At 60.3% G+C, this 22802-nt stretch carries 22 protein-coding genes; 8 read left to right on the forward strand and 14 right to left on the reverse strand.

Annotated elements, in window-relative coordinates; all coding sequences use genetic code 11:
- The first annotated feature begins 14 nt into the window (after window positions 1-14).
- From ACR3FC_RS08050 to ACR3FC_RS08060, 3 genes are read left to right on the forward strand one after another with little or no spacing between them, the layout of a single operon-like run.
- The gene (locus tag ACR3FC_RS08050) at window positions 15-629 is read left to right on the forward strand and encodes a glutathione S-transferase family protein (RefSeq protein WP_480474213.1); all 615 of its coding nucleotides are present in this window, start codon (window positions 15-17) and stop codon (window positions 627-629) included.
- Between the two features lie 14 nt (window positions 630-643).
- Entirely contained in the window at window positions 644-1699 is a 1056-nt protein-coding gene (locus ACR3FC_RS08055; RefSeq protein WP_480474214.1) for a saccharopine dehydrogenase, read from the forward strand.
- Window positions 1700-1702: 3 nt separating this feature from the next.
- Complete coding sequence (locus ACR3FC_RS08060) at window positions 1703-2845, forward strand: saccharopine dehydrogenase family protein (protein WP_480474215.1); 1143 nt, start codon at window positions 1703-1705, stop codon at window positions 2843-2845.
- 94 nt (window positions 2846-2939) lie between these two features.
- Here ACR3FC_RS08060 and ACR3FC_RS08065 read toward each other — a convergent pair whose 3' ends face one another.
- From ACR3FC_RS08065 to ACR3FC_RS08075, 3 genes are all read right to left on the reverse strand, one after another.
- The gene (locus ACR3FC_RS08065) at window positions 2940-3143 is read right to left on the reverse strand and encodes a DUF1127 domain-containing protein (RefSeq protein WP_480474216.1); all 204 of its coding nucleotides are present in this window, start codon (window positions 3141-3143) and stop codon (window positions 2940-2942) included.
- Between the two features lie 37 nt (window positions 3144-3180).
- The gene (locus ACR3FC_RS08070) at window positions 3181-3408 is read right to left on the reverse strand and encodes a DUF1127 domain-containing protein (RefSeq protein ID WP_480474217.1); all 228 of its coding nucleotides are present in this window, start codon (window positions 3406-3408) and stop codon (window positions 3181-3183) included.
- A gap of 245 nt (window positions 3409-3653) precedes the next feature.
- Window positions 3654-3971, reverse strand: a complete 318-nt coding sequence (locus ACR3FC_RS08075) for a DUF3775 domain-containing protein (RefSeq protein ID WP_209505065.1) — start codon at window positions 3969-3971, stop codon at window positions 3654-3656.
- Window positions 3972-4122: 151 nt separating this feature from the next.
- On the opposite strand from ACR3FC_RS08075, the gene ACR3FC_RS08080 reads away from it, so the two are divergent.
- Both ACR3FC_RS08080 and ACR3FC_RS08085 read left to right on the forward strand, forming a co-directional pair.
- Window positions 4123-4779, forward strand: a complete 657-nt coding sequence (locus ACR3FC_RS08080; protein ID WP_480474218.1) for a sigma-70 family RNA polymerase sigma factor — start codon at window positions 4123-4125, stop codon at window positions 4777-4779.
- Window positions 4780-4789: 10 nt separating this feature from the next.
- Window positions 4790-5440: a ChrR family anti-sigma-E factor gene (locus tag ACR3FC_RS08085; RefSeq protein ID WP_480474219.1), complete on the forward strand. Its 651-nt coding sequence runs from the start codon at window positions 4790-4792 to the stop codon at window positions 5438-5440.
- A 63-nt stretch (window positions 5441-5503) separates the two neighbouring features.
- Here the strand turns inward: ACR3FC_RS08085 and ACR3FC_RS08090 are convergent, their stop codons facing one another.
- From ACR3FC_RS08090 to ACR3FC_RS08115, 6 genes are all read right to left on the reverse strand, one after another.
- Window positions 5504-6733, reverse strand: a complete 1230-nt coding sequence (locus tag ACR3FC_RS08090; RefSeq protein ID WP_480474220.1) for a DNA recombination protein RmuC — start codon at window positions 6731-6733, stop codon at window positions 5504-5506.
- A gap of 52 nt (window positions 6734-6785) precedes the next feature.
- Window positions 6786-8648 carry a DNA mismatch repair endonuclease MutL gene (gene mutL / locus ACR3FC_RS08095; protein WP_480474221.1) on the reverse strand — a complete coding sequence of 621 codons (1863 nt, stop codon included), beginning with the start codon at window positions 8646-8648 and terminating at the stop codon, window positions 6786-6788.
- A gap of 261 nt (window positions 8649-8909) precedes the next feature.
- Complete coding sequence (locus ACR3FC_RS08100; protein WP_480474222.1) at window positions 8910-9839, reverse strand: metal ABC transporter permease; 930 nt, start codon at window positions 9837-9839, stop codon at window positions 8910-8912.
- The gene (locus ACR3FC_RS08105) at window positions 9836-11041 is read right to left on the reverse strand and encodes a metal ABC transporter permease (RefSeq protein ID WP_480474223.1); all 1206 of its coding nucleotides are present in this window, start codon (window positions 11039-11041) and stop codon (window positions 9836-9838) included. The genes ACR3FC_RS08100 and ACR3FC_RS08105 overlap by 4 nt, the downstream gene beginning before the upstream one ends.
- Window positions 11042-11044: 3 nt before the next feature.
- The gene (locus ACR3FC_RS08110; RefSeq protein WP_480474224.1) at window positions 11045-11848 is read right to left on the reverse strand and encodes a metal ABC transporter ATP-binding protein; all 804 of its coding nucleotides are present in this window, start codon (window positions 11846-11848) and stop codon (window positions 11045-11047) included.
- Window positions 11849-11851: 3 nt separating this feature from the next.
- Window positions 11852-12805, reverse strand: a complete 954-nt coding sequence (locus tag ACR3FC_RS08115) for a metal ABC transporter solute-binding protein, Zn/Mn family (protein ID WP_480474225.1) — start codon at window positions 12803-12805, stop codon at window positions 11852-11854.
- A gap of 198 nt (window positions 12806-13003) precedes the next feature.
- On the opposite strand from ACR3FC_RS08115, the gene deoC reads away from it, so the two are divergent.
- From deoC to ACR3FC_RS08130, 3 genes are all read left to right on the forward strand, one after another.
- A complete protein-coding gene (gene deoC / locus ACR3FC_RS08120; protein ID WP_480474226.1) occupies window positions 13004-14002 on the forward strand; it encodes a deoxyribose-phosphate aldolase in 999 nt (332 codons plus the stop codon).
- A 47-nt stretch (window positions 14003-14049) separates the two neighbouring features.
- Window positions 14050-16383: an aldehyde dehydrogenase family protein gene (locus ACR3FC_RS08125; RefSeq protein ID WP_480474228.1), complete on the forward strand. Its 2334-nt coding sequence runs from the start codon at window positions 14050-14052 to the stop codon at window positions 16381-16383.
- A 224-nt stretch (window positions 16384-16607) separates the two neighbouring features.
- Window positions 16608-17417 carry an SDR family oxidoreductase gene (locus ACR3FC_RS08130; RefSeq protein WP_480474229.1) on the forward strand — a complete coding sequence of 270 codons (810 nt, stop codon included), beginning with the start codon at window positions 16608-16610 and terminating at the stop codon, window positions 17415-17417.
- 22 nt (window positions 17418-17439) lie between these two features.
- Here ACR3FC_RS08130 and ACR3FC_RS08135 read toward each other — a convergent pair whose 3' ends face one another.
- From ACR3FC_RS08135 to purH, 5 genes are all read right to left on the reverse strand, one after another.
- Window positions 17440-18750: a M16 family metallopeptidase gene (locus ACR3FC_RS08135; RefSeq protein WP_480474230.1), complete on the reverse strand. Its 1311-nt coding sequence runs from the start codon at window positions 18748-18750 to the stop codon at window positions 17440-17442.
- Window positions 18747-20087 carry a M16 family metallopeptidase gene (locus tag ACR3FC_RS08140; RefSeq protein WP_480474231.1) on the reverse strand — a complete coding sequence of 447 codons (1341 nt, stop codon included), beginning with the start codon at window positions 20085-20087 and terminating at the stop codon, window positions 18747-18749. Before ACR3FC_RS08140 ends, ACR3FC_RS08135 begins: the two co-directional genes overlap by 4 nt.
- Before the next feature lie 81 nt (window positions 20088-20168).
- Complete coding sequence (locus ACR3FC_RS08145; RefSeq protein WP_480474232.1) at window positions 20169-20684, reverse strand: DUF3035 domain-containing protein; 516 nt, start codon at window positions 20682-20684, stop codon at window positions 20169-20171.
- 50 nt (window positions 20685-20734) lie between these two features.
- Window positions 20735-21211 carry a signal peptidase II gene (lspA, locus tag ACR3FC_RS08150; protein WP_480474233.1) on the reverse strand — a complete coding sequence of 159 codons (477 nt, stop codon included), beginning with the start codon at window positions 21209-21211 and terminating at the stop codon, window positions 20735-20737.
- The gene (gene purH, locus ACR3FC_RS08155; RefSeq protein WP_480474234.1) at window positions 21211-22800 is read right to left on the reverse strand and encodes a bifunctional phosphoribosylaminoimidazolecarboxamide formyltransferase/IMP cyclohydrolase; all 1590 of its coding nucleotides are present in this window, start codon (window positions 22798-22800) and stop codon (window positions 21211-21213) included. The genes lspA and purH overlap by 1 nt, the downstream gene beginning before the upstream one ends.
- Between the last annotated feature and the right edge of the window lie 2 nt (window positions 22801-22802).

Raw genomic sequence — 22802 nt, forward strand, 5'->3', positions numbered from 1 at the left:
ATTGGAGATCCCCGATGCAGCTCTATTACGCACCCCGAACCATCTCGGTCGCTGTTGCGATTGCTCTGGAAGAGGCCGGACTGGACTATGAAGCAATCAAGCTGGACTTTGCCGATGGGGAACAGACCAAACCGGCCTACAAGCAGATCAATCCCAAGGGGCGCGTTCCGGCGCTGGTGGTCGATGGCGGCATCCTGACCGAGACCGGCGCGTTGCTGGAATATATTGCGGCCAAGGCACCCGAGGCCGGGTTGGTGCCAGCTGATCCGGTCATGGCCGCCCGCATGCGCGAGGTGATGTTCTATCTGGCCTCGACCATGCATGTGAACCACGCCCACAAGCTGCGCGGGCATCGCTGGGCCGACAAGAAATCCAGCTGGAAAGACATGACGGACAAGGTCGCGCAGACGATGACTGCATCTTGCGACTATATCTCGTCAAACGGGCTGCGCGGGCCGTTTGTTCTGGGGGACGCGTTCTCTCTGGCCGATGCCTATCTTTATGTGGTTTGCAGCTGGCTGGAAGGCGACGGCGTCGATGTCTCGGCCTTTCCCAGGATCATCGCGTTCCGCGAGGCGATGGAGGCACGGCCTTCGGTTCAGGCGGTGCGCGCTGCCGGGATGCTCTGACAAAAGGAAGTAAGATGACACATCTCTGGGTCAGGGCGGAACAGCGCCCGAACGAGGAACGGGTGGGGCTGACACCCGAAGGGGCCGCGGCACTGATCGCCGCAGGTCTCCGCGTGACGGTCGAAGAAAGCCATGTCCGCGCCATTCCGATTGATGGCTACAAGGACGCTGGCTGTGCAATCGCGGCTGAGAATTCGTGGCCCGAAGCCCCGCTGGACGCGATCATCTTTGGCCTCAAGGAACTGCCCGAAGATGGCACCCCCCTGCCCCATCGCCACATCATGTTCGGCCATGCCTATAAGGGCCAGCATTCGGGTCGTGCGCTGCTGGAGCGGTTCAAGGCCGGGGGCGGCACGCTTTATGATCTGGAATATCTGGTGAGCGAAGATGGCCGACGCGTTGCCGCCTTTGGTTACTGGGCCGGGTATGCCGGTGCTGCGGTAACGCTCAAGACGTGGGCGGCACAGCAACGGGGCGAGGCATGCCCGCCGGTTGGGGTGTATGCAGGCAAAGACGTTCTGAACGCTGAATTGCTGGCCGAGTTGGACGCCACCGGAGCCCCACGCCCCCGCGCCATCGTGATCGGTGCACTGGGTCGCGTGGGTACGGGGGCCGCAGACCTGTGCGACGCGATGGGCGTCGACGTCACCAAATGGGACATGGCGGAAACCGCCAGCGGCGGACCGTTTCCGGAAATTCTGGACCACGACCTGTTCCTGAACTGCATCTTCGCGCGCCCCGGAACCCCGGTCTTTGTTCCGCGTGAGGCGTTGACTGCCCCGCGCAACCTGACTGCTATCGGCGATGTCGCCTGCGACCCGGACAGTGATTACAACCCGGTGCCGGTCTATGACCGTGCAACCACATGGGACGCGCCCGCTTTGCGCGTGGCAACCGATCCGGTGATGGACGTGATGGCCATCGATAACCTGCCGTCGATGCTGCCGGTCGAAAGTTCGGAAGATTATGCGGCACAGCTTTTGCCGTCGCTTCTGACCCTGACCGATCTGGACAGCGGCGTCTGGGGTCGGGCAGAAGCAACTTACAAAACACATATCGAAGGGATCTGAGCGATGACGATTCACTGGTGTGGCACCGGCCTGTCGGCCATCCCCGGCCTGCGCCGTCTGATCGAGGGCGGTCACAAGGTCACTGTCTGGAACCGGACGGTCGAAAAAGCCAGGGCCGAGGTTGGGGACCTGACCAACGATATTCGCGCCTTCGACATCGACGCTCTGGGTGGTGTGCTTGAGAAGGGCGACGTGATCGTGTCCATGCTGCCGGGCGACTGGCACGTACCACTGGCAGAACTGGCGATTGCGAAACAGGCCAATTTCGTGTCGTCATCGTATATCGCGCCCGAAATGCGCGCACTGGACGACAAGGCGCGCGAGGCCGGTGTGGCGCTGGTCAACGAAGTTGGTCTGGATCCGGGCATCGACCACCTGATGGCCCATGCACTGGTCGATGACTATCGCGCCTCGGATGCGTTCGATCCGCAAAACCACCTGAGCTTTATTTCGTATTGCGGTGGCATTCCCAAGATCCCGAACCCGTTCCGCTACAAGTTCAGCTGGTCGCCCTTGGGTGTGCTCAAGGCGCTGCGGTCGCCGTCGAAGTCGATCCGCGACTATGCCCCGCTGGACGTTGCCCGCCCGTGGGATGCGATCAGCAGCTATATCGCGCCACTGCCAACGCCGGAAAGTTTCGAGGTCTATCCCAACCGCGACTCGATCCCGTTCAAGGCGCAGTACCAGTTCGAGGATCACTGGCCCGTCAGGGAATTCGTCCGCGGCACCCTGCGCCTGAACGGCTGGGCGGATACGTGGTCGGACGTGTTCCGTGAAATCGAAACCCTGTCGGGCCCGGAAGGGGATGCGCGTCTGAAAGAGATGTCTGACCAGTTCTGGAGCGAAAACGCCTATGACGAAGGTGAGCCCGACCGCGTTGTGCTGTGTGTTGGACTGAAAGCCGAGAAAGACGGCGTTCCTGTCTGGCACAAGACCTATGTCATGGACGCCTGGGGCGATGAGCGCGGCACAGCAATGGCGCGTCTGGTATCGATCCCGGTTTCACTTGCCGTCGAGGCCGTTTTGAACCGCGCCATCCCGGCAGGCGTTCACGCAGCCCCGAGCGACCCAAAACTGGTACAGGGCTGGATGGCCGAGATCGACAGGTTGGCCCAGCACTTGCAGATCGTGGATCATACGGCCTGATCGCACGAAAAAAGCCATTCCAGAGTTTCTGGAATGGCTTTCATTGTTCTTCTTCAGGCATGGTAAACTCGTCTGGATTTCTCTGAAGGTATCTTCAGATATAGCGCTCGATGGTGTCTTCGACATCGCTGCGGTTGATGCCAAGCTCTGCCAGCTGATGGTCGGTCAGGCCGTTCAGATGCTGGGCGGCCCGAACGATATCCGGGCTGATGGCTCGAATGCGCATGGCGCGATCAAACAGCAACAAGGCGCTGGCGGCCGGGGTCGGTTGATTGGTCGAGGGGATAAAGTCAAACATACTGATTACCTCACGCAAGGGTTGCGAAACTTTCGGGTCACTGCTGGTAGGGTGCGTTGTGATACACGCTGTGATAAGCGCGCCGACGGATCTGGTCGCGGGGAATGCCGATATCGTTCAGCTGCTTGTCGCTGAGCTTTTCCAGCTTCCGAACGGTTTTTGAGAAAATCTGGCGTCGGAAATGTTCAACTTTTGCGTCGGCATATTTGGCAAAGAGGCCGTCCAAGAGGCCCTTATGAGTGTCAATCGTCTGTGCATGGGTCATTGCTGGTTCCTCCGAAATTTGAGTTGCTTGCTTGTGATAGCTTCAAATAAGGGAGGCCACCGTTAAGGCCGCCAGTCGGAATCATTAAAGTTTGTTGAGATGACGCGTGCAGCTATTCGCGGCCGGTCTGCCCTACCTGTTCCTCACTTACAGGAGTGCCCGCGCAGCGGAAGGCGCGTTGGCCTTGGTATCCGACGCCGGCGACCAACGCACAAGTCTGTTTTTGGGTGATGCCGCCGAAGGGCCTACATCAGATCGTTTTCCACGTCTTCCGCAGATATTCCCAGTGCGTCCAGACCATTCTCAAGGTGGTCAGACATGTGCGGCGTCCCGATCAGGTAATCTGCGCAGGGGGTCGATGCCTCGGACTTGGCGGTGGCGATGGCCTCGGCCAGATCTTCCGCGAAAAAGCTCTCGCGCCCGATCCACATGATGGCAACCAGTTCGGCCTGCTCGTCTTCGCTCATGCGGTCGATGAACGCCCGCAATTCGCCCTCGGCCCGGTTCAGTTCGCGGCCCATCATGGCGACCTGGGCGACTTTTCTTGCCGAGATTTCCAACATCTCTTCCACTCCTCGTGTTCGCGGTTGTTACGCCATCACAACCACCGACAGCGGCCTGCGTCTTTGATCTTGAACAAACAGGCGGATCAGCGCCGCGATCAAAATGTCCCGATAAAGTGATCCGGCTTGGGGCGTGCGCCGTAATGTGGTTATGTTTACCCAGACCAATACAGCGACCTTGGACGGACCAGCGGTTGAAACACCCGCCCCTCAACCTTGGCGCATCAACAAACACATCAAGGGTAGGCGGGTGAACGACATCAACGGCAAGCGCGAGAACAGGGCCGAATGGGTGGACCACGTCAGACGCATCCGGGATGCGCAGGATCAGGCGGCATTTGCCGATCTGTTCCAGCACTTCGCGCCGCGTATCAAGGCCTTTCTGATGAAGTCAGGGGCTGATGCCGCCATGGCAGAAGAGTGCGCGCAAGAGGTGATGGCGACCTTGTGGCACAAGGCCCACCTGTTCGATCCGACGCGGGCCACTGTGGCCACGTGGGTGTTCACCATCGCACGGAACAAGCGCATTGACGTGCTGCGCAAGCAACGCCGCCCTGAACCCGAGGATCTGGGTTGGGGTCCCGAGGCAGAGCCCGATCAGGATGACGTCATCGCGCTGCAACAGGAAACCGCGCAACTGCGCACCGCCTTGCAGGCGTTACCGGATGCGCAGCGGGACCTGATCGAGAAGGCGTATTTCGGCGACCTGAGTCACCGGGAAATAGCGTCACAAACCGGATTGCCACTGGGAACAATCAAGTCACGGATACGGCTGGCGCTGGATCGCTTGCGCCACGCGATGAATTGAGATGAGTAAGATGAACAAGTTGATCAAACATCACCTGACGGATGACCTGCTGATGGCCTATGCCGCAGGCGGTCTGCCCGAAGCCTTCGATCTGATGGTCGCCACGCATCTGTCCCTGTGCGACCACTGCCGCGCGCGCGCTGAAAGTTATGACGCCGTTGGCGGACAAGTTCTGGACGAGCAGAGTGAGGGTGCCAGCATGAGTGAAACTTCCCTGGCGGCCACGATGGCTTTGATCTCCCAAGGTGCTCCGGCGCCCAAGCCCGTTCGCCCGGGATGTGCAGTTCTGCCGGCCCCGTTGCAGGATTACGTGGGCGGAACAGTCAAGGACATCCGCTGGAGGCCGATTGGCATGGGCGTCAAACAGGCGATCCTGCCGACCACTAAAGACGCCACCGCCCGCTTGCTGTTCATTCCGGCCGGTGCTGCCGTGCCGGATCATGGCCACAACGGCATGGAGCTGACAATGGTTCTGCAAGGGGCTTTCTCGGACGAGGTTGACCATTTTGCCCGTGGCGATGTTGAAATCGCCGACGAGGATCTGGAACACACACCTGTCGCGGATATCTCGGAAGACTGCATATGCCTGGCGGTTACGGATGCGCCGCTGAAGTTCAACAAGCTGATGCCGCGCCTGTTTCAACCCTTCCTGCGCATCTAAACGCTTGCTGGCGCAGGCCCATCAGAACCGGCCCGGCGCCGGTTCACTTTTTCAACAGGATGTTCAGCCTTCGTGACGTGCCAGTGGCACAACCTCTGTTTCAGTATCGGGCGCGATTTCTTCGAAGTCGAAATTATCCAGCCGCTGCGCCCGGCGGCCGGCCTTTTCGGCACTGATCTTGATTTCCGAGATATCCTTGGCCGCCTGCCCGAAGTGACGGTCGAGGTTTGAAACGCGGTCGCCCAGACGGTCCACGTCCTTGTGCAGCAATCCCAGTTCTTTGCGGATCGCACCGGCCTGTTCACGCATGCGCGCATCTTTCAGGATCGCCCGCATCGTGTTCAGCGTGGCCATACAGGTGGTGGGCGAGACGATCCAGACTCTTGCGGCAAACCCTTCGCGCACCACATCGGGCAGGCGGGCGTGTAGCTCGGCATAGATCGCTTCGGACGGGACGAACATCAGGGCACCGTCAGCGGTTTCCCCGTCGAGGATGTATTTCTCGGAAATCGCCTTGATATGCACTTTCACGGCAGCGCCAAAAGCCCGCAGGCATCTTTCAACATCCGCCTTGGTCTGCGCGGCGGCAAGTGCCTCGAAATCCTCAAGCGGGAATTTCGCGTCAATCACGATCGGGCCGGGCGGGATCGGCAGATGCACCAGGCAATCCGCGCGCCTGCCGTTCGACAAGGTGGCTTGCAGCGAATAGCTGTCCGCGGGCAGCGCCTTGGACACGATATCGTTCAGCTGAATCTCACCAAACATCCCGCGCCGCTGCTTGTTCGACAGGATATCCTGAAGGCTGAGAACATCGCCCGACAGTTTCGTGATATTGTCCTGCGCCTTGTCGATGGCGGCCAGACGTTCCTGCAGCTGCGTCAGTGATGTCGCCGTCTGTTTTGACGAACCGTGCAGGGTTTCCTTCATCCGTTCCTGCATCTCGGCCAGCGCGCGAGCCGATTTCATCGCGTTATCCGCTAGCCGGTCATTCATCTGCTGCTGAACCGAGGACAAGCGTGCCTCGACCGTCTGGATCACCTGCACCTGCGCGTTGGCCTGTGTGTCCGAAACATGCTGCATGCCGCCGCGCAACTGTTCCTGCCCCTGCCCCAGCTGCTGCACATGCTGACCCAGAAGCGCCATCTGCCGCACCAGCGGTTCCGCCATCCGGGCCGAGCGATTGGCGGCGCGCAAAGACAGGAACAGCAGCAACAGGATCAGCGCGACTGTTCCGCCCACGATAAGAACAACCGGGTCATCCAATGCATATTCTGTTCCTGCAATCTTGATCATGTCGCCTCGGATGTTCTTGTTTTATTCTTACTAACCTGCAGTGGCCAATGGATCAACTGCGCCCGAACAGGCGTTCGATGTCGCTTAGCTTCAGTTCCACATATGTGGGTCGCCCGTGATTGCACTGGCCGGAATGCGGCGTCGCCTCCATCTCGCGCAGCAGGGCATTCATTTCCTCGGCCCGCATCCGACGACCGGACCGAACCGAGCCGTGGCAGGCAACCCGACTGAGGATCGCCTCGATCCTTGCCTGAACCATCTGGCTTTCGCCCTGATCGGCCAGTTCGTCGAGGATATCCAGGATCATCGCACGCGCATCGACCTCGCCCAGAATGGCCGGGGTTTCGCGCACGGCAATGGCGCCTCCGCCAAAGGGTTCGATGGTCAGCCCCAAACGGGACAGATCATCACAGACAGCCATCAGGCGGGCGCAGTCACCTTCGGACAACTCAACAATCTCGGGGATCAAAAGCGCCTGTGCCGCGACTCCCGTCTCGGCCATTTGTGTTTTCAGCTTTTCATAGACCAGCCGTTCATGCGCGGCGTGCTGATCAACGATCACCATTCCATCGGCAGTCTGGGCGATGATGTAGTTTTCATGCACCTGCCCGCGCGCAGCACCCAGCGGAAGATTCTGCGCATCGGGCTCCTGACCCTGCGAAGCGGGTGCGACCGGGATCGGATCGACAATGCTGCCGCTGTAATCATGCGCCAGTTCCGCAAAACCCGGAGCCTGCGCGCGGTACGCGGCCTGGCGCGCTGCGGGCGACGGGCGATCCATCTGATAGACCCGCGCCGGTGCGGACTGCGCGGGTTCCGGTCGCATTGCACCCAGGGTCGCATTGGCCACGGTCGAGGACGCGCGATGTCCGGCCTCTGCCAATGCGTGGCGCAGGCTGGACACGATAAGCCCGCGCGCAACGCCCGGATCGCGGAACCGGACCTCGGACTTGGCAGGGTGAACGTTCACGTCAACCAATGTCGGGTCGCAGTCGATGAACAATGCCGCGGCCGGGTGACGGTCCCGGCTGAGGAAATCGAAATAGGCCGCCCGTAAAGCGCCGGTCAGCATCTTGTCGCGCACGGGACGCCCGTTGACGAAAAGGTACTGCGCCACCGCAGCGCCACGGGAATAGGTCGGCAGGGCCGCATAGCCAAAAAGCCTGAGGCCGTCGCGCGAGGCATCGACCCGCAGCGCATTCTCAGCAAACTCGCGCCCGATCACACGGGCAAGACGGGCGTGCAAGGCGTCAAACAGGTCGCCATTCTCGCGATCCGCGCGGAAGATCACGCGGCCTACGCCACCGCCCGAGACATCGCGCAGGGTAAATGTGACGGATGGCTCAGCCATCGCCAGCCGCTTCACCATGTCCGTGATCGCCTGCGCCTCGGCCCGATCGGTGCGCATGAATTTCAGCCGGGCGGGGGTGGCGAAGAACAGATCGCGCAGCTCGACCACCGTGCCCGCGCGCAGGGCGGCAGGCTTGACCGAACCCATCTTGCCACCCGCGACATGGATCTGCGCCGCATCCAGACCCGGCGCACGGCTGGTTATGGTCAGGCGTCCGACAGCCCCCAACGAAGGCAAGGCTTCGCCTCGAAACCCGAAGGTGTGGATATTCAGCAGATCCGATCCGTCGATCTTTGATGTGGCATGGCGCGACAGGGCAAGCGGCAAATCTTCAGCCGGGATACCGCACCCATCGTCGGTCACGCGGATCAGCGTCTTTCCCCCGTCGGCGATTTCGACGGCTACACGCGTGGCCCCGGCATCCAGTGCATTCTCGACCAGTTCCTTGACGGCCGAGGCCGGGCGTTCCACCACTTCACCCGCCGCAATACGGTTGATCGCAGCATCGTCAAGCTGTCTGATCACGGGGCGATTTTCGCTGATATTGGGGTTTGTCTGCGCCATACCCCTAGACCTAGCACAACCGCGCACGATTCTACCACCGGTTTGAGCATGTCTTCTGTTCGGAAAGGGGCACCCGGATAGCTGTGAATGAATCCCATTCCGTACCATCCGGGCGTACCAAAGTGAGTGGTGTGTTCAGCTAGTCAATGGGCAGCCCTCTAGCATGAGACTTCCCAAAAATCTGCTTAAGATTAACCTTAACGGCATCTGGGCAGAGTTTGGCCGATGACGCTCGGGCATCTGCGGCAGGAAAATGCCGTCTCAGGCTGATGTCTGAACACCAACACGTGTGCGGCATGGGCCAAACATGGCCGCCAGCGCCAGGATCAGCCCGGACATCGTTGCGATCATCCCTGCCGCACTGACCGCATCCGCTGCGCCCAGCCACAGGGGCCCGTATCCTGCCAGCACATACCCTGTCACGGCAGAGGTTATAGCGATCACGACGCTCCAGCCAATCTGCGCCTCAAGCCGGTTGGTCAGCATCCGCGCGGCTGCCGGAGGGCAGATAAACATCGCGATCACGATGATCGAGCCTACCGCGTCAAAAGCGGCAACCGCCGCGATAGCCGCAGTGATGACGAGCGCCATGCCCAGAAGTCCCGTGCGAATACCAATCGTGCGGGCGAAACCTTCGTCAAAGGTGGATATTTTCAGCGGTCGCCAGAACAGCCATGTAAACAGCATCACACCCACCAGTGTCAGCGCAATACGGGGCAGTTCCGGGGGCAATCCGGCAAGGGCCTGAGCGTCCAGCAGCGAGGACCACCCGGTCGCGTCCAGCCAGATCAGGCTTTCGAGATTGCCGTAAAGCGCATGTTCCACATCCAGATGCACGGTTGACGTATCCGTCTGCTCAAGCAGCAGGACGCCTGCCGCGAACATGGTGGTAAAAACCACGCCCATGGCGGCCCCGGGTTCGATCTGCCCCAGTCGGCGAATCGCCTCGATCAGGACCACGGCCAGAACCGCGGCCCCGGCCGCGCCCAACATCATCGGCCAGGTGGATATGGCCCCTGTCAGCAGGAACGCGACAACGATACCCGGCAGCACTACATGGCTGATCGCATCGCCGATCAGCGCCTGTTTTCGCAACACAAGAAAGTTGCCGGGCAAGGCACAGGCGATGGCCGCAAATGTTCCGATCAGCAGCGGCGTCAGAGACAGCGGGACGAATTCTTCACCACTCATGCCGGTATCCCTTGCGGTCCGCCAATCTGGCGGTCGATCTCATCAATCTGGTCCCGTGTCAGAACGGTTTCGATATCGCGCAACCCGTCATAGAGCGCAGCTGTCGCCTCGTGCGCCTGATCGGCACGCACGATTTCCCATCGCTTTTCATCCCGCAGGGCTTTGGCCGCGCGGGCCTTGCCGGTGTCCGTCGCCACGCCATCCGCCCGGACCAGCCCGGCACGCCGCAGCAAACGCAAGGTCAGGGGCTCATAGATCTTCTGCCCTTGCGCCATCGCCAGAAGCCCCTGACGAATATGCACTCGGCGCTGAAACCGCAGATGCCGCAGCACTGCCGCCAGAACGCCGCGCATCGGGGCGAAGAAGAGGGAGGCGAGGAAAAAGGCAAAGCTGACCAGCACGATAATCGGGCCGGTTGGAAGATTGGGCGCAGATGCGGATATGGCAGCGCCGATATATCCGGCCAGACCACCGGCCAGCCCGGCCAACAGAACAACGCGTTCCGAGCGGTCAGACCAAAACCGGGCGGTCACTGCCGGAATGATCAGCAAAGCCACGATCAGGATCAGGCCGACGATTTTCAGGCCGACCACGGTCACGGCCATGACCAGCCCCATCATGGCCAGATCGATACGATGCACCGGCAACCCGCGCGCCGCTGCATATTCGGGGTCGAATGCGACAAGGGTCATCGGACGGCGGATGATCAGCACCAGAGCCAAGGTCAAGGCGCCACCAAATGCGATGATCACCGCATCGGCCCACAGCATTCCGGCGGTCGAACCCAACAGGAAACCTTCCAGCCCGGCCTGACGGCCAACCCCCATGGTTTGGATGACCGTCAGCAGCACGATCCCAAAGCCGAAGAACACAGACAGGATCGCACCGATCGCGGCGTCCTCAGCCAGGCGGGTACGCCGTGTCAGCCAGTTCATGCACAACAGACCAACCCAGGCTGAAATTGCGGACCCAACCAGCAGGCCCGGCAGGTAGCGCCCGTCCCCGCCCAGAGCGACCAGCACCATGAAAGCGATACAGACGCCCGGCAGGGTCGCATGGCTGATTGCGTCGCTGACAAGGGCGCGCTTGCGCAGAAACAGGAATGTCCCCGTTACGCCCGCCGACACGCCCAGCAATGTCGCACCGATGGCAACCAGCGTGGCGTTATAGCCAAGCTGAAGGGTCAGAGCATCCCAAAGCATGAACTATCCCAGCGCGCGTGAAATCTGATCGATCTGTGCCGTTGCCAACCTGCCACCATAGGCCGATTGCAGCGTTTCCGCAGTGAAAGCCTCGGCCACTGAACCCTCGGCCACCTTGCGGGTGTTGATCAGGAAAACGTGGTCGAAATAGTCGGTCACGGTGGCCAGATCGTGATGCACGACAACGACTGTCTTACTGGCCTCTTTCAGTGATTTCAGCACCGCGATGATGGCTTTTTCAGTAGCAGCGTCGACACCGGCAAACGGCTCGTCCAGCAGATACAGATCAGCATCCTGAGCCAGAGCACGCGCCAGAAACACACGCTGTTGCTGGCCACCGGACAGCTGGCCAATCTGGCGATCCGCGAAATCGCGCATTCCGACACGGTTCAGGCAATCCATCGCACGGGCCTTGTGGCGCGCGCGCAAGCGGCCCAACAGGCCCAGTTCACGCGACAGACCCATCAGAACCACGTCGATCACCCGTGTCGGGAAATCCCAGTCCACACTGGCACGTTGGGGAACATAGGCGACACGTGCGCGTTGCGAATTCAGCGGCTGACCAAATACTGTCACCTGCCCCGACAATGGCGTAACGATGCCCAGCGCCGCCTTGAGCAGCGTTGATTTTCCAGCGCCGTTTGGCCCGATAATGGCAGTCATCGCGCCGGGCGTAACCGTCATATCAACCGAAAAGACCGCAGGTTTCTGTCCGTAGGAAACCGTCAGCCCCCGCACAGCCAGAGGGCTGTTATCCAGGTTTTGTTCCTGGACCGTCACACCTTCGTTGCTGATCAGCCCCAGCATCTCTCAGAACCCCGCTGACAGTTTGCCGTTCATGCCGCGATCGGGAACTTCTCCGCCCAATGCGCCTGCGATAACGGTGATATTGTGGTCCAGCATCCCGATATAAGTGCCTTCATAGGTGCCATCCTCGCCCATGGCATCCGAGAACAACTCGCCCCCGACCTTCACCTCGTGCCCTTTGGCTGCGGCCCCTTCGATCAGCGCGCGGATCGACCGGTCAGAAACCGAGCTTTCGACGAAGACCGCCGTGATCCTGCGATCAACCAACAGGTCAACCAGCTCTCCGATCCGGTTCAGGCCCGCCTCGGATTGGGTCGAGATGCCCTGAATGCCCAGAACCTCGAACCCGAAACTTTCACCGAAATAACCAAAGGCGTCGTGGGCGGTGACCAGAACCTTGTTGTGATCCGGTACGGTGGACAGGGTTTTCTCGGCATAGGCCGTCAGACGGTCTATGTCGGCCAGATGGGCTTGTGCATTCGCAGCAAAAACCTCGGCTGCTTCGGGGCGTGCCTCGGTCAGGGCGCGCTGCACCTCTACAACAACCTCGCGCCACAGCACGGGCGTCATCCATAGATGCGGATCATACTTGTCGGCATAATTGTCGTGCGCGCGCAGCCTGGACTTGTCTACGCCTTCTGAAACCGCAATAACGGTCCTTTTCCGCTCAAGATCATGAAAGAAGTCTTCCATTTGCGCTTCGAGATACAGGCCGTGCCACAGAACCAGGTCTGCTCGTGTCATCGCCACAATATCGCTGCGCGTCTGGCGATAGGCATGGGGATCAACGCCGGGGCCCATAAGCCCTCTGACCTCAACCAGATCACCACCGACCTGACGCGCCGCATCTGCAATCATGCCCGTTGTGGCCACCACTTTCAGCGGTGCCCCGGCAAACGCCATGGCTGGCACCGAAAGGGCCAGAGCCAATAGTGCAAGGTAATGCCGACGAATCATTTCCAACCTCGATTTGGATGCGCGTTGGATCAAATATGAGAACCATTCGCAACTAAGTCAACGCTAATGAGAATTATTCGCAAGAAAACCTCTATTATTTGTCCAAATGGTCAAAAAAATTCGATCATTGCGCCGGAACACCTTCCATTCCCGAGCCACCCGTGCGATTTTGTCGCAAACCTCCCAAAGGACGTAACCATGGATACGCAGAGCTCAGAAAGCCCCGTGCGCACCGCGCATCTGCCGCAAGTAACCGAACCCCGGAACCCCGGAATGGAACTGGATCTGGACTGGGTGCGCGCCGTTCAGGCCAATACTTCCGCGATTGAACGCCGTGCGGCCACATTGCCGGGCCGCCGTTCGGTCAAGAAGGAATATCAGGCTGCGTGGCTGCTGAAAGCCATCACGATGATCGACCTGACCACGCTGTCGGGCGATGATACGGTGGGCCGTGTGCGCCGCCTGTGTGCGAAGGCCCGTCAGCCGGTTGCGCCTTCGGTTCTTCAGGCTCTGGACATGCCGCCGATCACGACAGGGGCGGTTTGCGTCTATCACGATATGATCGAAACCGCTGTGGACGCCTTGAAAGGCACTGGCATTCCAGTCGCTGCCGTGTCCACCGGCTTTCCCGCCGGCCTGTCCCCGTTCCATCTGCGCGTGGCCGAGATCGAGGAAAGCGTGAAAGCCGGGGCCGAGGAAATTGACATCGTGATCTCGCGCCGTCATGTGCTGTCAGGTGACTGGCAGGCCCTGTATGATGAGATGAAGGCGTTCCGCGTGGCTTGTGGCGATGCCCATGTCAAAGCCATTCTTGCGACCGGAGAATTGGGCAGCTTGCGCAATGTCGCGCGCGCCTCGCTGGTATGCATGATGGCCGGGGCGGATTTCATCAAGACCTCGACCGGCAAGGAAAGCGTCAACGCCACCCTGCCCGTGTCGCTGGTGATGATCCGCGCGATCCGCGATTACTATGACCGCACTGGATATCGGGTCGGGTATAAACCTGCGGGTGGTATTTCGAAAGCTAAGGACGCGCTGGTTTATCTGTCGCTGATCAAGGACGAACTGGGCGACCGCTGGCTGGAACCGGATCTGTTCCGCTTTGGCGCCTCGTCATTGCTGGGCGATATCGAGCGGCAGTTGGAACACTATGTGACCGGAGCCTATTCGGCTGGTTACAGGCATTCGATGGGCTGAGCCCGTGGATATGTCTGGACAGTGAGTATTTGGGAAAAGATGAAGTCATGACAGTCAAAGAGATTTTTGAGACCATGGAATACGGCCCCGCCCCCGAAAGCGCCGCCGAGGCGCTGGCCTGGCTGGTCGATCAAGGCGACAAGTTCGGACACTATATCGATGGTGCGTTCACCAAGCCTGGCAAAGGGTTTGACAGCCGCAACCCTGCGACCGGGGAGGTTCTGGCGAAACTGACGCAGGCCAAGCAGGCCGACGTGGACGCCGCTGTAGCCGCCGCGCGCAAGGCTCAGCCGAATTGGGAGAAACTGGGCGGCGCGGGCCGTGCGCGGTATCTCTATGCAATTGCGCGCCTGCTGCAAAAGCATTCGCGTTTGTTTGCGGTACTGGAAAGCCTCGACAACGGCAAACCGATCCGGGAATCGCGTGACATCGATATTCCGCTCGCGCAGCGGCATTTCTATTATCACGCCGGCATGGCGCAGCTGATGGAAAGCGAGCTGCCCGACGCCGAAGCGCTGGGTGTGTGCGGTCAGATCATTCCGTGGAACTTCCCCTTGCTGATGTTGGCGTGGAAGATCGCGCCTGCGCTGGCGATGGGGAATACGGTGGTTCTGAAACCGGCTGAATATACCTCGCTGACGGCGCTGTTGTTTGCCGATATCTGCACACAGGCCGGTCTGCCGAAAGGTGTCGTCAACATCGTGACCGGAGATGGTGCCGTGGGTGAGATGATCGTGGCCTCGGACGTGGACAAGATTGCCTTTACCGGCTCGACCGTTGTGGGCCGTCGCATCCGTGAGGCCACCGCCGGGTCAGGCAAGGAACTGACATTGGAACTGGGTGGCAAATCCGCTTACATCGTCTTTGATGACGCCGATATCGACTCTGCCATCGAAGGGCTGGTGGATGCGATCTGGTTCAATCAGGGTCAGGTCTGTTGTGCGGGCTCGCGCCTGCTGGTGCAGGAAGGCATCGCCGACCGTTTCCACGACAAGCTGCGCGCCCGGATGGACACGCTGCGCGTCGGCAATCCGCTGGATAAATGCATCGACGTGGGCGCGGTTGTAGACCCGGTTCAGTTGCAGACCATCAAAGGAATGGTCGAAAGCAACACTGCGGGCCGTGTGCACCAAGCCGCCTGCGATCTTCCCGCAAACGGCTGCTACTACCCGCCAACACTGATCTCGGGGCTCGAGACCTCGGACCCGTTGATGCAGGAAGAGATCTTTGGCCCGGTTCTGGTGTCTTCGACCTTCCGCACACCGGAAGAGGCGGTCGAGCTGGCCAACAACACCCGGTATGGTCTGGCGGCGACCGTCTGGACCGAGAATGTGAACCTTGCGCTGGATATTGCGCCCAAGCTGGTTGCGGGCGTGGTTTGGGTGAACGCCACCAATCTGTTTGACGCTGCTGCCGGGTTCGGTGGGGTCCGCGAAAGCGGCTTTGGCCGCGAAGGCGGCTGGGAAGGGCTGGCCGTCTATACCAGACCCAAGGGCAAGGCCAAGCCGCTGGCAAAGGTCGAGGCAGCCATGGGCGAAGGGGCCCCGGTCGACCCCATCGACCGCACCGCCAAGATGTATGTCGGCGGCAAGCAGGCGCGGCCCGATGGTGGTTATTCGAAACCGATTTGGGGCAAGTCCGGCCTGCTGGGCCATGTGGGTCTTGCCAACCGCAAGGACGTCCGCAACGCGGTCGAGGCTGCGGCAGATGCGAAAGGCTGGTCCAGGACCACCGGCCATCTGCGAGCACAGATCCTGTATTACATCGGCGAAAACCTCTCGGCCCGGGCTGATGAATTCGCGGCGCGGATCGACGCCATGACCAGCAGGAAAGACGGCGCGAAAGAAGTTGAGGCCTCGATCCAGCGCCTGTTCACTGCCGCGGCATGGGCCGACAAATATGACGGTCAGGTGCATGGCGTTCCGATCCGGGGCGTGGCCATCGCCATGAAGGAACCCGTTGGCGTGATCGGTGCGCTTTGCGCGGATGAGGCACCGCTGCTGGGTCTGGTCTCGGCTATGGCGCCTGCGATTGCGATGGGCAACCGGACGGTTCTGGTGGCGAGCGAGCCCTACCCGCTTGCAGCGACGGATTTCTACCAGATCCTTGAGACTTCGGACGTGCCCGCTGGCGTGGTCAACATCCTGACGGGCAGCCATGCCGAGCTGGCGAAACCGCTGGCCTCGCATCTGAATGTCGACGCGGTCTGGTCGTTTTCGTCCACCGACCTGTCGAAAGAGATCGAGGTCGTTTCAGCCGGGAACCTGAAACGGACCTGGGTCAATAACGCGACGGCATTTGATTGGAGCATGGACCATTCCCGCCGCTTCCTTCAGGCTGCAACCGAAGTGAAAAACATCTGGGTGCCCTACGGCGAGTAGGGCTCCCGCCAAGGGAGCGTTTACTTTGGTACTACCGACTGAGAAAACCAATCGGACTTCTATCGCTCGTTTGGTGATTTTTTCTTTGGTCGGCGCATTTGCGTGCTTGGTATTCTTACTCGCAAATCGCGAAACTCATGTGCTTCCGATGATTGAGGAGATGCGCAACGAACTCAGTCAAGAGAATGGCGCTCACCCAGTAGATCAAAGATAAAGGGCGTAACATGGATTTTTCGGGAAAAACCGTCATCGTGATTGGCGGAACCAGCGGTATCAATCGCGGCATTGCCGAGGCTTTTGCGGCCTCGGGCGCCAAACTGGCCGTGGCCAGCCGGTCGCAGGAAAAGGTCGATGACACCATCGCCGCGCTGAAAGCCGCAGGCGCACAGGATGCGATTGGGGCTGCGTTTGATGTGCGCGATGCCGACGCTGTGGCGGCGGGACTGAAGCAGTTCCATGACGCCTTCGGGGATTTCGATGTGCTGATCTCGGGCGCGGCGGGCAATTTCCCGGCGCTGGCATCCGAAATGTCAGTCAACGCGTTCAAGACCGTGATCGATATCGACTTGATGGGCACGATCCACGTGATGAAGGGGGCCTATCCGTTCCTCAAACGCCCCGGTGCCAGCATCATCAATATCTCGGCCCCGCAATCCTATCTGCCGTATGAGGGCCAGTCCCATGTCTGCGCCGCCAAGGCGGGAGTCGACCAGATCACCCGCACCTTGTCAATGGAATGGGGTGTCGAGGGGATAAGGGTGAATTCGGTTGTGCCGGGGTTCATCGAAGGCACCGAAGGTGCGAGACGCCTTGCGCCCACCCAAAACGCCCACGAAGAACTTCGCCGGGACGTGCCGTTGGGCCGCTGGGGTCAGCCGCAGGACGTGGCCAATGCCTGCCTGTTCCTCAGCTCGGATCTGGCCAGTTATATCAGCGGCACGGTTCTGGCCGTGGACGGGGCACTCTATCAGCGCGGATCGGGCAAGTTCGGGCAGATGATGGGCGATATGCTGCGGAGTATGAAAAAGAGGTGAGCCGCAACTCACCCCTTGCAGTTCAGTTGGTTGTTTCCAGACCAACCGGCTTTCCAACAACAGTGAAATGCAGGCCGTCCGGGTCCAACAGTTCGGATGCAACGCGGTTCACGTCTTCCAGTGTGACCGCGTTCACCTTGTCATTGCGGGTGGCGATATAGTCGATGGGCAACCCTTCCATCTGCATCCCCACCATGATCCCGGCAATCTGCCCGTTGCCGTCAAATCGCAACGGATAAGCGCCGGTCAGATAGGTTTTGGCATCGTCCAGTTCCTTCTGCGTCACCCCTTCGGTGGCGGCGCGCGCCCATTCGTTTCGAATAACCTCTATCGCCTCGGCAATGCGGTCATTGGCCGATGACACCGACCCCAGGTAAACCGAGGCCAGATCCTTGGGCACAAGATAGGTTCCAACCCCATAGGTCAGGCCACGCTTTTCGCGCACCTCCTGCATCAGACGGCTTTCGAACCCGCCACCGCCAAGGATGTGGTTCAGGATATAGGCGGCAAAGAAATCCGGATCGTCCCGATCTATTCCGGCATGGCCAAACAGCGCCACGGATTGCGGGGTGTCAAACTCGACAACACTGATCCCGCCGGGGATGGTCACGTTGGCCTTGCCCGGGATGGGCTTGCCCGTTTCCGGCAGGTCGGCGAGCAACATGTCAAGCAATGCGCCCAGTTCTTCGGCCGTTATATCGCCGACGGCCCCCACATAAAGGCGATCCTTGGCAAAAACGCTTTCATACGCCGTTACCACATCATCCCGTGTCAGCGCCGAGACACTTTCGATCGTGCCCTTGCCTTCGGAACCGTAAGGGTGATCGCCATAGGCCATCCGGGCAAAGTTGCGGCCTGCAATCTCGTTCGGGTCGGTCTGATCTGATCGCAGCCCGGACAGGATTTGCGCGCGCACACGGTCAACCGCGTCCTGATCAAAGCGCGGTTCGTGAATCGTCTCACGCAGCAGGTCGGAAACTTCATCCCGGTTTTCGGTCAGAAAACGTGCGGAAATCGAAACCGTGTCGTCACCGGCGTTATAGCGGAACGATGCGGCCAGCGCCTCAAGCTCGCGCGCATAGGTCCGCGCGTCCATTTCGCCGGACCCTTCCTCGATCAACCCACTCATCAGATAGACCGCGCCACGCTTGTCCGGGTCGTCCAGCGACGTACCGCCACGGAAGCGCAGCTCAAGCGCGGTAAACGGGATCGAGTGATCCTCGACAAGCCATGCGGTGATCCCGCCGGGCGAGGTTACTTCCTCGATCTCGATCTCGGCCAAAGCGGGCAGAGCAACCAGACAGGTAATCAGCGTTGCGAGAAACCGTTTCATTGCGTCACCTCATCATCGCGCATCAGCCAGCCGGTGACCGACGCCTTGGGTTGCAGAACGTCGCGGGCGGCGGCGATGATTTCGTCTCCGGTCACGGCCTGAAGAATATTAGGCCATGCCTGCACGTCCTGTATTGTCAGGCCGCTGGTCAGGGCGCGCCCATAGCGGTTGCCGATCCCGTCCACATTGTCGCGCGCATAGGTCTGCGCAGCCCGCAACTGCATCTTGATACGGTTCAGATCGTCCTCATCGACACCTTCGGCAATGAAATCGGCCACGGCCTGATCCATGGCATCCTCGGCCTCTTGCAGGGAAACCCCTTCGGCGGGAACGACCAGCAGGTCGAATGTTGTGTCATCCAGCGAGACGTCACGATAGAACGCCCCGGTATAAACAGCCATTTTCTGATCGAATTGCAGCTTTTCGTTCAGATACGAGGTCGTGCTGCCCCCTAGAAGTTCCGCCAACAGAAACAGTGCTGCCGCCTTTTCCTGATCGCCCGGATCGCGTTCCGGCGCCAGATAACTGCGCTGGACATAGGGTTGCGCCACGCGAGGGTCCTTGAATGTCAGACGACGTTCGGCGGTTTGCGGGGGTTCCTGCGACCGGACCCGTTCCGGCAAATCCGCATTGGCGGGAATCACACCGTAATACTGATCGGCCAGAGTGCGAACCTCGGCGGGATCAACGTCTCCGGTGACAACCAGAATGGCGTTATTGGGCGCGTAGTGGGTCTGGTAGAATGACAGCGCGTCTTCCAGTTCCAGTTCTTCCATCTCGTGCTTCCAGCCGATGATCGGCACGCCATAACGGTGATTGAGGTATTGTGCTGCGCTCATCTGTTCGCCGAACAGGGCGCGCGGGTTGTTCTCGGTGCGCTGGTTGCGTTCCTCAAGGATCACATCGCGCTCGGTCACGATATCTTCTTCGCTCAGGCGAATGTTCCGCATCCGGTCCGATTCCATGCGCATCATCAGCTCAAGCCGGTCGGCGGCGACGCGCTGGAAATAGGCAGTGTAATCATACGAGGTGAACGCGTTGTCGTTGCCGCCATTGGCCGCGACGGTGGCCGAGAATTCGCCTGGTGCCAAAGTATCTGTGCCCTTGAACAGCAGGTGTTCAAGAAAATGCGCGACACCCGACGACCCGATCGGCTCATCCGCCGATCCGGCGCGGTACCAGACCATGTGCTGCACAACAGGCGCGCGGTGGTCTTCGACCACGACGACATCCATACCGTTGTCCAAAGTGAATGTGGTGACCGCTTCTTTCCCACCCTCGGCAAAAGCCGGTGTGGTGGCGATCAGGGCAGCCGACAAGGCAAGGGCCCGAACCATGGGGCATCCTCCGTTTCGTTTCTGTCATTCAAACTACGGTGGTGCGGCCCGGGTTCAAGCCCGATGACGGAAAGTTAAGAATTATTCATTCGGCGGCGAGGTTGGAGTCTCGACCCCGGCCCGGCGGGCGGCTTCGGTTTCCGAATACGGATCGATCGACTGGCGTTCGTAGACCTGATTATAGCGGTCGACAGGGAACAGGCGCAGACCGGTCCAGCGGCCCCGGCGTTTGCGGAATGCGGCGTCCTCGGCTTCGACCACCTGCCGCGTATCAGGTGACACGCCATAACGGCTGGACGCCGTCACAAGCGCCGCATCCGACGACGGCACACCAGCGTTGGGGTTCAGGGCGGCGGCATTACCACCCAGCGCGACCACCAAATCGGCTTTGGGGGTCGGGTCTGTCAGATTCCCACCACCCGGCGTGGGTGCCGGCAGAAACGCGTAATCCTGAGGCTGGGTCAGCGGCTTGACTGGCAATACCGAAAATTCATCCGGACCCTGTCCCGGAGGCGCCAGATCCCGCAGTCCGGGATTCGAACATGCCGCGACCGCAGCGGCAACTGTCAGAACAAATATGGCGCGCGGCATCCGCATTGGTGTCTCCAGCCTGTTTCAGGCGCTTTTATCGCAAATCATTCCGCGCGTCACGAGGGCTTTTTGCCGTCAAACAAAACCAGCCCCAGCGCTCCGGCGAATATGAACACATCCGCCAAGTTGAACACAAACGGGTTGTTGATGCCACAGCAGGACATGTTCAGGAAATCCAGAACAAACCCATAGAGGAGCCGGTCGATCACATTCGCAAGCGCTCCGCCGATCAGAAGGCCGCCACAGAGCAACATGAATTTCGAACGCGTCGAACGACCAAGCCAGACAAGAACACCGATGCAGATCACAACGGACACACTGATCAGAAACCAGCGTGCGGCCTCAGAGTCGCCCTGAAACAGGCCGAAATTAATGCCTCGATTCTCGCCGTATTTGAACACCAGCAGCGGTGGCAGAACATCGATACCGTCGGGCCGTTCAGCCACGCGCAGGACGTGAACGACCAGATATTTGCTGATCTGGTCGATCGCAAAGGCGGCCAAGGCTGCCCAGAGAAGCAGGCGTGACCGCATCAGTGACGGAAATGACGCATACCGGTGAAGACCATCGCCAGTCCGGCCTCATCGGCTGCGGCGATCACTTCATCGTCGCGCATGGACCCGCCCGGCTGAATGACGCAGGTCGCGCCCGCTTCGGCGGCTTCCATCAACCCGTCGGGGAAGGGGAAAAACGCATCCGATGCCACGGCCGAACCGATGGTCAGCGGCTGCGGCAAGCCCAGCGTTTCAGCCATGCGTTCGGCTTTCTTGGCCGCGATCAGGGCCGAATCCACTCGGCTCATCTGCCCCGCGCCAACACCCACGGTCGCGCCATCCTTGACGTAGACGATGGCGTTGGATTTGACGTGTTTGGCCACTTTCCACGCGAACAACAGGTCTCGCATCTGCGCGTCAGTCGGGGCTTTCTTGGTCACGACCTTGAGGTCGTCCATGCCGATAAAGCCGTTATCCTTATCCTGCACCAACAGCCCGCCAGCCACCTGACGGACGGTTTTGCCACCTTCGGTTACATCCGGCAGCGCCTCGGTCGTCAGCAGGCGCAGGTTTTTCTTGGCGGCAAAGATCGCCTTGGCCTCGTCCGAGGCACCGGGGGCAATCACAACCTCGGTGAAGATGCCCGTGATCTCTTGCGCTGTTTCTGCATCCAACGGCTGGTTCAGCGCAACAATGCCACCAAAGGCCGAGGTGCGGTCGCAGTCAAATGCCGCCTTGTACGCCTCGAGAAGGGTGGCACCTGTGGCTACACCGCAAGGATTGGCGTGTTTGATGATGGCGCAAGCCGCGCCTTTCGCCGGATCAAACTCGGCCACCAGCTCAAAGGCCGCGTCCGTGTCGTTGATGTTGTTATAGCTCAGTTCCTTGCCCTGATGCTGTACGGCGGTGGCGACGCCGGGGCGGTTGGTGCCGTCCGTGTAGAACGCTGCCTGCTGGTGGCTGTTTTCGCCATACCGCAGGGTCTGCTTCAACTCACCGGCAAACGCGCGGCGCTTGGGAGCGTCCAGTTGCAGCGCATCCGCCATCCAGTTCGAAACAGCGGCGTCATAGGCCGCTGTTCGTGCATAGGCCTTTTGCGCCAGCCACTGGCGGAAGCCATAGGATGTCTTGCCATAGTTTTCTTCCAGCTGATCCAGCAGGGACGAATAATCCTCGACATCCACCACCACGTTCACGAAGGCATGGTTTTTTGAGGCCGCGCGGATCATCGCCGGGCCGCCGATGTCGATATTCTCGATACATTCGTCATAGCCCGCGCCCTTGGCGACTGTTGCCTCGAACGGGTAGAGGTTTACGACCAGCAGGTCGATGGCGCCGATGCCATGTTCCTCCATCGCCGCAACATGGGTGTCATTGTCGCGCAGCGCCAGCAACCCGCCATGCACCATCGGGTGCAGCGTCTTGACCCGGCCATCCATCATCTCGGGGAACCCGGTGATTTCGCTGACATCGCGAACCTCAAGCCCTGCATCGCGCAGCGCCTTGGCGGTGCCGCCTGTCGACAACAGTTCGATCCCGCGTTCGGACAGCTCCTTGCCCAGCTCGATCAGCCCGGTCTTGTCGGAAACGGAAAGCAACGCGCGGCGCACGGGATGAAGGTCGGTCATGG

Source organism: Ruegeria sp. AF3 (assembly GCF_056536285.1).